This is a genomic window from Rhodoferax sp. (genome assembly GCF_014859475.1).
GTDB lineage: Bacteria > Pseudomonadota > Gammaproteobacteria > Burkholderiales > Burkholderiaceae_C > Rhodoferax.
Genome location: NZ_JACUUE010000082.1, coordinates 1 through 11,165, shown reverse-complemented (window position 1 = coordinate 11,165; position 11,165 = coordinate 1). Strand labels below are relative to the sequence as shown.

Here is an 11,165-nt window from a genome sequence, read left to right as displayed (position 1 = left end):
TTCGCAATGACGGGGCTGTTCATGGAAAGCGAAGCGTGGCGATCCATGACTTCCGACTGCATGGATTACTTCGCCGCGTTCGCAATGACAAATTTGCTTCATTGATCAATTTCGTTCCCTCTCCCTCCCTTTTTTTTTCCTCAACCTACCTCTGGAGTTTTTCATGCGTTTATCCCTTGTCTCTGCCGCCGCCCTGTCCCTGCTCGCCTTGGGCTCGCAAGCCCAGGCCGCCAGCTACGCCATCGACCCGGCACACACCTATGTGACCTTTGAGATCAGCCACTTCGGCACCTCGACCAACCGCGGCCGCTTCGACAAAAAAGAAGGCAAGGTGGAGTTTGACCGCGCCGCCAAAACCGGCAAGGTCGAGACCACCATCGACCGCACCCAGTTCGGCATGAACTACGGCATTGACTGGGGTTTCCCAAAGCAAGTGCGCCTGCTGATCCAGGTCGAAGCGGTCAAACAGTAAGCACATACTGTGTGATTTGCAGTAAGATTCTTACTTTAGCGAGTAAGAATCATGAAAATCACCAGCAAAGGGCAAGTGACCATTCCGCAGGGTGTGCGCGAAAAGGCTGGCTTGCTCCCCAACAGCGAAGTCGATTTTGAGGTGCGCGACAACGGCGAAGTGGTCATCCGCCTGGTCGCGGCTGCACCACAACGTAGCGTGCGTTCGGCTTTTGAGCGGGTGCGCGGCAGCGCCAATGCCAGCCAGTTCAAAGGCATGGGCACCGACGAATTCATGGCGTTTTTGCGCGGCTGAATATGGGCGCAGACAGTCCAGCGCAAGCGGTGCGCGAAGCTTCTTCCCGCTACTTGCCTGGTCCTGCCATTGCGGGTACTTTGGTTGACAGTTGTGTGCTGATCGATGTGCTGGCAGACGACCCGCTTTGGGCTGACTGGTCGCTCGATCAACTGGAGCGCTGTAGTCAGCAAGGTGGCTTGATCATCAACCCGATCATCCTGGCAGAAATCAGCCCGCGCTTTGAGCGCGCCGCCGACCTCGAGGCTGCGCTCAACAGTTTGCCGCTGGTGCGCGAGGCGCTGCCGTGGGATGCCGCTTACCTGGCCGGGCAAGCTTTCAAGGTGTACCGCCAGTTGCAGGGCAGCAAAACGTCACCGATGCCAGACTTTTACATTGGCGCTCACGCCTTGGTGCAGCAATTGCAATTGCTCACGCGCGACAGCACGCGTTACCGTAGCTACTTTCCCAAATTGGCTTTAGTCGCCCCATAGCCCGCCCACGAATTCATGCCGTGGCGCTGGTTGGCACCGGCAGCGCGCACACCGCGCGCCCAAATTCTTCCACCTTGGCCCAGTCAGTGAACTCCACCACCGTTTTGGGATCGGTGGGGCCGCTGGTGATGAGCATGATGAAGCGGATCATCAGCCGGTCCAGCGGGCCGTAGATGGGGTAGTTCAGCTTGCCGGCGAACACCCCCGTCAGGGCAGGTTGCCAACTCATCGTTTTCAGGTATTTGATCAGGTACGGGTTGGTTTCAGGCGTGTTTTTGTTGGGCTTGCGCGCCACGATGTTGACGGTAAAAAAGGCGCTCGGACGGCTTTCCAGCAGCGCCTGGTGGCGGCTGATGAACTCTGCCACCGTCGGCTGGTGTTTGCCGTAGCGAATGCTGGCACCGATCACGATACGGTCAAACTGGCTCAAATCGCGTGTGCCTGCTTCAGTCAGCAAGCTGATCGTGACCTGTTTGCCCTCACTTTCCATGACCTGCTGCAAGCGCTGACAAATGCGCAGCGTGTGCCCGTCTGTGGTTGAGTAAGCGAGCAGGATGCGTTCAGGGGCGGCAGCGTTCATGGGCGGATTCATGGGTTACAAAGGGTGCTCAGTGTAAAACTTGCCGCCGTGGTAGAGCAATGGCGCAATACCGCTGCGGTGCGCGCAGTGCTCCACTTCACCGACAAAGATCACATGGTCGCCCTCGGCGTAGCGGCTGCGGTTGAAGCACTCGAAGGTGGCCACAGCGCCCGCCAGCAGCGGCGCGCCACAGCTGCCTTCGACAAAATCGACATCGGCAAAGCGGTCCACGCCGCGGCTGGCAAAACGCTGCGCCAGCGCCTGCTGGTCGGCTGCCAGAATGTTGATGGCATAGTGCGACCCCTTACGAAAGGCCTCCATCGAGCTGGCCGTTTGCGACAGGCTCCACAGCACCAGCGGCGGCGCGAGCGACACCGAATTGAACGAGTTGGCGGTCAGGCCAACCAGATGGCCATCGCGGGCACGCGCGGTCACGATCGTCACCCCGGTGGCAAACATGCCCAGTGCTGTGCGAAATTCGGTGCTGGAAAAAACGGGGGGGCGGGCGCTAACGGCCTGTGCGGTCAAAAACATCGCTTGGAATTTAACCGAAATCGCTTGAGCGCTTGCGCCATGCGGGCAATATCAGGGAAAACCCGGTGATGGCTTAGAATACCGGCTACGCGATGTCCAGCATCGTTCAGTTCACCTTGACCCATGCCGACGCACCCGTCGGCCCATTGGTCCGGTCCATTTCCATTCGCTCCTGTCGTTTCATCTTTTACCAGCCATCCCTGCTTTGGCGGTAGATTGCGCCGGTGGGCATCTGTTTGCCGCTTCTGCTGCGCTTGTTTCCAGATACAACTTATGAATTCTTTTCGCCAGGACTGGCTTTCCAATATCAAAAACGACATGCTGGCAGGCGTGGTGGTCGCGCTGGCGCTCATTCCCGAGGCCATTGCGTTTTCCATCATTGCCGGCGTTGACCCCAAGGTCGGCTTGTATGGCGCTTTTTGTGTCGCCGCCGTCACCGCTTTCACTGGCGGGCGTGTCGGCATGATTTCTGCTGCCACCGGCGCCATGGCGCTGCTGATGGTGACGCTGGTGAAAGACCACGGCTTGCAATATTTGCTGGCCACCACGGTGCTCACCGGTGTGCTGCAAATGCTGGCGGGCGCGTTGCGCCTGGGCGAGTTGATGCGCTTTGTTTCGCGCTCGGTCATCACCGGCTTTGTCAATGCGCTGGCGATTCTGATTTTGCTGGCGCAACTGCCTGAACTCACCAACGTGAGCTGGCATGTGTACGCCATGGTGGCGGCCGGGCTGGGCATCATTTACCTGTTTCCTTACATTACCAAAGCAGTGCCCTCGCCGCTGGTCACCATCGTGGTGCTGACCGCCGTGTCGATGTGGCTGGGTCTGGACATCCGCACCGTGGGCGACATGGGCCAGTTGCCCGACAGCCTGCCGTTTTTCCTGTGGCCCGAGGTGCCGCTGACGCTGGAAACGCTCAAAATCATCTTTCCGGTGGCCGCCACGCTGGCCACGGTGGGCTTGCTCGAGTCGATGATGACGGCCTCCATCGTCGATGACCTGACCGACTCGACCAGCAACAAGAACCGCGAATGCATCGGCCAGGGCATTGCCAACACCACCTCCGGCTTTCTGGGCGGCATGGCAGGCTGCGCCATGATTGGCCAGTCGGTGATCAACATCAAGTCGGGCGGGCGTGGGCGCCTGTCAAGCCTGTCTGCCGGCGTTTTCCTGCTGCTGATGGTGGTGTTCATTGGCGACTGGGTGGCGCGCATCCCGATGGCCGCGCTGGTGGCCGTGATGATCATGGTGGCCATTGGCACCTTCAGCTGGACCTCCATCGCCAACCTGCGCGTGCACCCCAAGAGCACCAGCCTGGTGATGCTGGCCACGGTGGTCACGGTGGTGGCCACGCACGACCTGGCCAAAGGCGTGCTGGTGGGCGTGCTGCTGTCGGGTTTCTTCTTTGCCCACAAGGTCGGGCTGATTTTGTACATTGGCTCGCAAACCGAAAACGAGGGGCGGCTGCGCTCCTACCGCGTGGTGGGCCAGGTGTTTTTTGCCTCGGCCGAGCGCTTCATCAACTCGTTTGACTTCAAGGAAGTCATCGAGAAAGTGCGCATTGACGTCAGCCGCGCGCACTTCTGGGACATCACGGCAGTGAGCGCGCTCGACAAGGTGGTGGTCAAGTTCCGCCGCGAAGGCACCGAGGTGGAGGTGATCGGGCTCAACCAGGCCAGCGCCACCATGGTGGACCGCTTTGCCGTGCACGACAAGCCCGACGCCATTGAGCAACTGATGAGTCACTAAGGTAGTAAAAAATGATTTTTGACAACAAAGTGCTGGCCTGTGTTGACCAGTCCCGTTTTGCCGACCACGTGACCGACTACGCAGCCTGGGCGGCACTGCGCATGGACGCGCCGCTGGAACTGCTGCACACCATCGAACGCCACCCCGAATTGGGTGACGGTGCCGACCACAGTGGTGCCATCGGCATGAATTCGCAAGAGCTGTTGCTCACCGAGTTGGTCAACCAGGACGAGCAGCGCAGCAAAACCGCGCGCGAACAAGGCCGGTTGTTTTTGAATCGCTTGCGCGAACGCGCTGCGGCAGTCGGCGTGCCCTTGCTTGATACCCGCCAGCGCCACGGCAGCCTGCAGGAAACGCTGATCGCGCAGGAGCCCAGTGTGCAGCTGTTCGTGCTCGGGCGGCGCGGCGAATCGGCTGAAGTGACGCAACGCGATCTGGGCCGCAATGTGGAGCTGGTGGTGCGCGCGCTGCACAAGCCGATCCTGACCGTGACCGAGGGCTTCAAGACACCCGAGCGCTTCATGATCGCCTTTGACGGCGGCATTGTGACCCGCCGCGGCGTGGAAATGGTGGCGGGCAGCCGGCTCTTCAAGGGCTTGCCGGTGCATGTGCTGATGTCTGGCCAGCCCAGCCCGGATGCCGTCAAGCAGCTCGATTGGGCGCAAGGCGTGCTGGCTGGCGCGGGCTACGATGTCACGCCGCATTTGCTGCCCGGCGACACCGAGCGCGTGATTGCCAAAACCGTGACAACGCACGGCATCGACATGCTGATCATGGGCGCCTACGCCCACTCCTCGCTGCGCGGCTGGCTGTTTGGCAGCAAGACCTCGGAGTTGTTGCGCTCGGCCAAACTGCCAACCTTGTTGCTGCGCTGATCGCCATGGAAACAAACACTTTGGCGCAATGGCAAGATCGCCTTCAAGCTGAGCTAAGCGCACTGCGTGAAGCCATGGCGCAACGCAGCGCGGGCACCGACGTGGTCGAACTGGACCAATCCAGCATGGGCCGCGTGTCGCGCATGGATGCCATGCAACAGCAAGCCATGGCGCAGGCCACGCTGCAACGCCTGCGCACGCGTCAGCGCAAACTCGAAGCCGCGCTAAACCGGGTGGCGGCAGGCAGTTATGGCCTGTGTTGTCAGTGCGGGGAAACCATTGAAGCCGACCGCCTGCAGGCGGATGCAGCGGCGGTGTTTTGCCCGGAATGTGCCGAATCAGCGGCCGAACATGGCAAATCCTGATCAGAACAGCACGCGAGTTCGGAGCCCTTCGGGGCTTTTTTTTCAGGCCTGATCGTTTTTGGGCAGGCGCTGCAGTTGCAATTGCGCCAGCGCGCTGTAGAGCGGCACACACAGCAGACGCGAGACACCGCTGGCCACCATGGCGGTCGCCATCAGGCTCAGCACCAGACCATGGCCCGCCACCATTTCCATGACGATGATGAACGAAGTCAGCGGCGCCTGCGTGACGGCGGCCAGAAAGCCCACCATGCCCAGCGCAATCAGCGTGGGCGCATTGGCATAACCAATGAACTGGGCCACGTCGTTGCCCAAGGCACCGCCGATGGACAAGGCTGGGGCAAAGATGCCGCCGGGCACCCCGGCCCAGGCGGTGATCCAGGTGGCTATGAACTTGAGCAGCACGTAGATCGACGAAGTGTCATCGTTGCCTTCGAGCATGGCGCGGCTGTGCGCGTAACCGGTGCCAAAGGTGTTGCCGTGGCTGACCAGCCCGATGACGGCAATGACCAGCCCGCAGGCGGCGGCAAATGCCACCGGGCTGCGCTTGCGCCAGCGGCTGAAACGGTCACCGGAGTCGCCCCGGATCGACACCAGCAGCAGCCTGGCAAACAAGCCACCAGCCAAACCACTGAGCAGCGCCACCACCAGCCCCGGCAGCAGCAGCGCCATACTCAGGTTTTGCACCTTGATGACACCAAAATAAGTGGCGTTGCCGTAAACCGACACCGCCATCAGGCCGCTCAGCACAATGGCCGCCAGCAGCAGACCGCTGGAGCGTTGCTCGGGTTTGCGCGACAACTCTTCGATGGCAAACATGACGCCACCCAGCGGCGTATTGAAGGCCGCGGCGATCCCGGCTGCACCACCGGCCATCATCAGACCGTGCTCCGAGACTTGCGACTTTTCGGGCAACCAGCGCCGCGCATGGTGCATGACGCCCGCAGCGATTTGCACCGACGGCCCCTCGCGCCCCAGCGACAGCCCCGCCAGCAGGCCCCAGGAGGAAAGCGCCATCTTGGCGAAGCTGAGCTTGAGCGACACGAACACGCTGCGCTGCGCGGGGCTCACGCTGCCATCGAGCGCGGCCATGACCTGCGGAATGCCCGAGCCGGCGCTGCCCACGGCATAACGGCGCATGACCCAGACGATGGCGGCCGTGCACAAGGGCGTCCACAGCAATGGGCTCCACCAGTAACTTTGCTGCATCTGCTCAAAGACGCCAAAGGCCAGCTCGGTCATCCAGGTGAAAGCCACCACGGTCAACCCGGCCAGCGCGGCAAACACCATCACCAGCACGCGCCCGGCCCAGGCCCGCCAGTCCACCGCCTCCTTGTGAATGGAGTGCAGAATTTCGTCGCGGTTTACATCAGGATTCATGAATTTGCTGGGGGCAGATATCAACGCGCGGCAAAGCGCTTGTCAGCATGGATTGTGTGGGAAAACCACTTTGGCAGGAACATATTTGAGGATAATGCCTGCAACGCGAAGGCTGTGTTGGACAGTCGCCACAGTCAACCCGAAGGAAGTGTTTCATGATCAAAGTGGGATTGGTAGGTTTCGGCAAAGCCGGGCAAGCGGTGGCGCAGGTGCTGCAGAGTGATCCGCGCTATGAATTGTGCTGGATTGCCCGCCGCACTGCTGCCACCTCTGCAAAAACCGCACCCGAGCCTGATGTGCCGATGGCGACCCTGGCCACGCCCGATGACTGGGCTCAGTGGCTCGATGCACACCCGGTTGATGCGCTGGTGGACTTTTCGATCCCCGAGAGTCTGCACCTCTATGGCGAGCAGGTGCGCGCACGCTCTCTCATGCTGGTCAGTGCGATTTCGGCGTACAGCGAAGCCGACCTAACGTACGCGCATAGCTTGGCCAAAGACGCCCGCGTGCTATGCTCGCCCAACATCACGGTGGGCATCAACTTCTTGATCATGGCGGCGCGCTTGTTGCGCAAGATCGCGCCGTTTGCCGACGTGGAAATTGTCGAGCAGCACTTTAAGGAAAAACCCGAGGTGTCTGGCACGGCGCGCAAGATTGCGCAAAGCATCGATGTCGATGAAGACCGCATCACCTCGCTGCGCCTGGGTGGCATCGTCGGCCATCACGAGGTGATTTTTGGCTTTCCGTACCAGACCGTGCGCTTGATCCACAACTCGATCGAACGCCGCGCCTTTGGCACCGGTGCCGCCTTTGCGCTGGCCGAACTGGCGCATTGCGGGAACGGCTTTTACACCTTCGACGACATGATGATGCGCATGGTGCAAAAAGAGCTGCTGAGCGCGGCAGACGCCTGAGACCTGCGCCACATTGACGCATTCGGGCCTATGATGCCGGGCTAACGCTTCAGCCCCAAGATTTTTTATGCCGCGCAACAATGCACCAAGCACCCTGACCATCCCATCCAACCAGGTATTACGGCGCTTTCGGGTGGTCTTTAACGCCATCCGCAGCCACTTCAAGCAAATTGAAAAACAGGTCGGGCTGGGCGGTGCGCAGGTCTGGGCACTGAGCGTGATTCGCGACCAGCCAGGCATTGGCATGAGTGACCTGGCCAAAGGCATGGATGTGCACCAGTCCACCGCCAGTAACCTGGTGCGTGCCCTGCAGCAAAAAGGACTGCTTCGCATGGACAAGGACGCGCAGGACAAGCGCCATGTGCACCTGTACACCACGCCTGCGGCGTTGGCGCTGCTGGCCCTTGTGCCGGGGCCGCTTGAAGGCGTTTTGCCGTCCGCCCTGGAAGAGCTCAGCCCGCAAACCCTGCAGCGCCTGGACCACGACCTGGGTGAGCTGATTGCCCGGCTCAAGGCCGACGAAACCGCTGGCCGGATTCCGCTAGCACAGTTGTAGCGCGGCAAATTCAGGTCGGCGACCCCAGTATTTCCCAACGCTCCAGCGCGTTCATCAAATCGTCGTCAATCTGCGCGCTGCGGGTGGCCAGTTTCAGCGCGCGGGCGTTGTCAATGGCGTACAGGCTACCGTCGGCCAGCAATTCGGCAATTTCCTTTTGCTCGGCTTCCAGCGCCGCAATCAGGTCGGGCAGCGCGTCAAGCTCACGCTGCTCCTTGAAACTGAGCTTGCGGGCTTTGGCGGGGGCGGCGCTGGCAACAGCCGAAGCTGGTGCGACTGGCTCTGGCGCCGCGACGCTGCTTGATGCCGCCACTTGCGCCCTGGCTGCCAGGTCGCGCTCAAAGTGAAACGGCTGCGCGCCTTTCTGGCCCTTGCTTTTGGCGATCTCATTGGCGCGTTTGGTCTGGGTCAGCCAGTCGGTTACGCCGCCCTCGTATTCGCGCCACTTGGCATCGCCCTCAAAGGCAATCGTGCTGGTGACCACGTTGTCTAGAAAGGTGCGGTCGTGGCTGACCAGGAACACCGTGCCTTCAAAATTTTGCAGCAGCTCTTCGAGCAGTTCGAGCGTGTCGATGTCGAGGTCGTTGGTGGGCTCGTCGAGCACCAGCACATTGGCCGGGCGGGCAAACAGGCGCGCCAACAGCAGGCGGTTGCGCTCGCCACCGCTGAGCGAGCGCACCGGAGAATTGGCGCGCGCCGGCGAGAACAAAAAGTCGCCGAGGTAACTCTTGACGTGCTGGCGCCGGTTGCCAATCTCGATCCATTCGCTGCCCGGGCTGATGAAGTCTTCCAGCGTGGCATCCAGGTCAAGCGCATTGCGCATCTGGTCGAAGTAGGCCACGGTGATGTTGGCGCCCTGGCGCACCGTGCCCCAGGCGCTCTCGCCCGGGCCTGGCTTGGGCGCATTGGCCGGGGCCGGGTCGGGTTTGAGCTCGCCCAGAATCAATTTGAGCAAGGTGGTCTTGCCGGCACCATTGGGCCCGAGCAAGCCAACTTTGTCGCCACGCAGGATGACCGCGGAGAAGTCATCCACGATTTTGCGCCCGTCGAAGCTCTTGGAAACATGCGTGAGTTCGGCCACCAGCTTGCCGCTGACGGCACCGCTGGCCACATCGAGCTTGACGCTGCCCAGCGCCTCGCGCCGCGCCTCGCGGTTGGCGCGCAGCACGGCCAGCTGGTTGATGCGGCCCTGCGCCTTGGTGCGGCGCGCCTCGACACCGCGGCGAATCCACACCTCTTCCTGGGCCAGCAACTTGTCAGCGCGCGCATTGATGATCGCCTCCTGCGCCATCTGTTCTTCTTTTTGCACCAGGTAAGCGGCAAAGTTGCCGGGGTAACTCAGCAGCTTGCCCCGATCGAGCTCAACGATGCGGGTCGCCACGTTGTCCAGAAACGAGCGGTCGTGCGTTACCGTGATGATTGACCCAGAGAAGTCGCACAGCAGGCCCTCCAACCACTCAATGCTGTCGAGGTCGAGGTGGTTGGTGGGCTCGTCGAGCAGCAGCACGTCGGGCGCAGCCACCAGCGCCTGCGCCAGCGCCACACGCTTTTTGTTGCCGCCTGAGAGCGTGCTGATGCGCGCATCGGCATCCAGATGCAAGCGGTGCAGCGTCTCGCCCACACGCTGCTCCCAGTTCCAGCCGTCAAGCGACTCAATTTCGGTTTGCATCGCGTCGAGGTCGCCGTGACCCTGGGAATACGCGTCAATCAGTTCCCGCACCCGGGCCAGGCCGGCGCTGACCGCCTCGAACACAGTGGCATCAGAGTCGAGTTGCGGCTCCTGCGCCACATAGGAAATGCGGGTGTTGCCCTGCACCTGCAGGATGCCGTCGTCGGGCTTTTCCAGCCCGCCCAGAATCTTGAGCAGCGATGATTTGCCCGCGCCATTACGGCCAATCAGGCCGACGCGCTCCTGCGCCTCCAGTGAAAAAGTAGTGTGGTCCAGCAGCGGGACGTGCCCAAAAGCCAGTTGTGCGTCGAGGAGTGTGATAAGTGCCATGTGGCGCGCATTATCCCCTGCCGGGCGCGCGCCACAGGCTGACCCAGGCCAACTCAAGCCAGCAGGGAATCCGCAGGCATGTAGGTGTAGCCCAGCGCGCTGGCCACCGCCTCACAGGTCACCTGCCCGTGGGCCACATTGAGGCCGTTTTTCAGGTGCGGGTTGTCCCTGAGCGCCTGCCGCCAGCCCTTGTCGGCCAGTGCCAGCGCATGGCCGATGGTGGCGTTGTTGAGCGCAAAAGTGCTGGTGCGCGCCACCGCACCGGGCATGTTGGTCACGCAGTAGTGCACCACGCCATCGACCACAAAGGTGGGCTCGGCGTGGGTGGTGGCGTGCGAGGTCTCGAAACAGCCGCCCTGATCAATCGCCACATCAACCACCACGGCACCCGGCTTCATGCGCGCGACCATGCTGCGCGTGACCAGCTTGGGTGCTGCGGCACCCGGAATCAGCACACCACCGATGACCAGATCGGCGTCGAGCACCGCGTCTTCCACGCTGTGGGCACTCGAATACAGCGTGCTGATGCGGTTGCCAAAGATCAGATCCAGCTGGCGCAGGCGATCCACATTTTTGTCGAGCGCGCTCACCCGGGCACCCATGCCAACGGCCACCTGCAAGGCATTGCTGCCGACCACGCCTGCGCCCAGAATCACCACATGCGCGGCCGGCACACCGGGCACACCACCGAGCAGCACACCCATGCCGCCCTTGGACTTTTCCAGATGCGCGGCGCCTGCCTGCACTGCCATGCGCCCCGCCACTTCACTCATCGGCGCCAACAAGGGCAGGCCGCCGCCAGCGCCGGTGATGGTCTCGTAAGCGATGCAGACCGCGCCCGACTTGACCAGCGCCGCCGTTTGCGCCGGGTCGGGCGCCAGGTGCAGGTAGGCGTACAAAATTTGCCCCGGGCGCAGCATGGCGCACTCGTGGGGCTGGGGCTCTTTCACCTTGACGATCATCTCGGCTGTGGCAAA

The 11,165-nt window shown here is 61.8% G+C and carries 13 protein-coding genes; 8 read left to right on the top strand and 5 right to left on the bottom strand.

Annotation, left to right across the window (positions count from 1 at the left end):
- Positions 1-163: 163 nt before the first annotated feature.
- The 3 genes from IBX54_RS08740 to IBX54_RS08730 are packed head-to-tail and all read left to right on the top strand — an operon-like array spanning position 164 to position 1,239.
- Complete coding sequence (locus tag IBX54_RS08740; RefSeq protein ID WP_296542284.1) at positions 164-472, top strand: YceI family protein; 309 nt, start codon at positions 164-166, stop codon at positions 470-472.
- Positions 473-523: 51 nt separating this feature from the next.
- The gene (locus IBX54_RS08735; protein ID WP_296542283.1) at positions 524-766 is read left to right on the top strand and encodes an AbrB/MazE/SpoVT family DNA-binding domain-containing protein; all 243 of its coding nucleotides are present in this window, start codon (positions 524-526) and stop codon (positions 764-766) included.
- Positions 767-768: 2 nt separating this feature from the next.
- On the top strand, positions 769-1,239 hold the full coding sequence (locus IBX54_RS08730; protein WP_296542282.1) for a PIN domain-containing protein: 471 nt from the start codon (positions 769-771) through the stop codon (positions 1,237-1,239).
- 13 nt (positions 1,240-1,252) lie between these two features.
- On the opposite strand, the gene hemG is transcribed toward IBX54_RS08730, so the two are convergent.
- Both hemG and IBX54_RS08720 read right to left on the bottom strand, forming a co-directional pair.
- Positions 1,253-1,819 carry a menaquinone-dependent protoporphyrinogen IX dehydrogenase gene (hemG, locus tag IBX54_RS08725; protein ID WP_296542281.1) on the bottom strand — a complete coding sequence of 189 codons (567 nt, stop codon included), beginning with the start codon at positions 1,817-1,819 and terminating at the stop codon, positions 1,253-1,255.
- Positions 1,820-1,834: 15 nt separating this feature from the next.
- Complete coding sequence (locus tag IBX54_RS08720; RefSeq protein WP_296542280.1) at positions 1,835-2,353, bottom strand: flavin reductase family protein; 519 nt, start codon at positions 2,351-2,353, stop codon at positions 1,835-1,837.
- 273 nt (positions 2,354-2,626) lie between these two features.
- On the opposite strand from IBX54_RS08720, the gene IBX54_RS08715 reads away from it, so the two are divergent.
- Genes IBX54_RS08715 through IBX54_RS08705 form a run of 3 tightly spaced genes read left to right on the top strand, consistent with a single transcriptional unit; the run spans position 2,627 to position 5,342 of the window.
- The gene (locus IBX54_RS08715; protein ID WP_296542279.1) at positions 2,627-4,102 is read left to right on the top strand and encodes a SulP family inorganic anion transporter; all 1,476 of its coding nucleotides are present in this window, start codon (positions 2,627-2,629) and stop codon (positions 4,100-4,102) included.
- A gap of 11 nt (positions 4,103-4,113) precedes the next feature.
- Complete coding sequence (locus tag IBX54_RS08710) at positions 4,114-4,977, top strand: universal stress protein (RefSeq protein ID WP_296542278.1); 864 nt, start codon at positions 4,114-4,116, stop codon at positions 4,975-4,977.
- A 5-nt stretch (positions 4,978-4,982) separates the two neighbouring features.
- Positions 4,983-5,342, top strand: a complete 360-nt coding sequence (locus IBX54_RS08705; RefSeq protein WP_296542277.1) for a TraR/DksA C4-type zinc finger protein — start codon at positions 4,983-4,985, stop codon at positions 5,340-5,342.
- 42 nt (positions 5,343-5,384) lie between these two features.
- On the opposite strand, the gene IBX54_RS08700 is transcribed toward IBX54_RS08705, so the two are convergent.
- On the bottom strand, positions 5,385-6,719 hold the full coding sequence (locus IBX54_RS08700; RefSeq protein WP_296542276.1) for a chloride channel protein: 1,335 nt from the start codon (positions 6,717-6,719) through the stop codon (positions 5,385-5,387).
- Between the two features lie 155 nt (positions 6,720-6,874).
- Between IBX54_RS08700 and IBX54_RS08695 the strand changes: the two genes are divergently transcribed.
- The gene (locus tag IBX54_RS08695) at positions 6,875-7,633 is read left to right on the top strand and encodes a dihydrodipicolinate reductase C-terminal domain-containing protein (protein ID WP_296542275.1); all 759 of its coding nucleotides are present in this window, start codon (positions 6,875-6,877) and stop codon (positions 7,631-7,633) included.
- A 67-nt stretch (positions 7,634-7,700) separates the two neighbouring features.
- A complete protein-coding gene (locus IBX54_RS08690) occupies positions 7,701-8,189 on the top strand; it encodes a MarR family winged helix-turn-helix transcriptional regulator (protein WP_296542274.1) in 489 nt (162 codons plus the stop codon).
- A gap of 10 nt (positions 8,190-8,199) precedes the next feature.
- Here the strand turns inward: IBX54_RS08690 and IBX54_RS08685 are convergent, their stop codons facing one another.
- Both IBX54_RS08685 and ald read right to left on the bottom strand, forming a co-directional pair.
- Complete coding sequence (locus tag IBX54_RS08685; protein ID WP_296542273.1) at positions 8,200-10,188, bottom strand: ATP-binding cassette domain-containing protein; 1,989 nt, start codon at positions 10,186-10,188, stop codon at positions 8,200-8,202.
- 53 nt (positions 10,189-10,241) lie between these two features.
- On the bottom strand, positions 10,242-11,165 hold a 924-nt coding region (ald, locus tag IBX54_RS08680; RefSeq protein ID WP_296542272.1), incomplete at its 5' end, for an alanine dehydrogenase.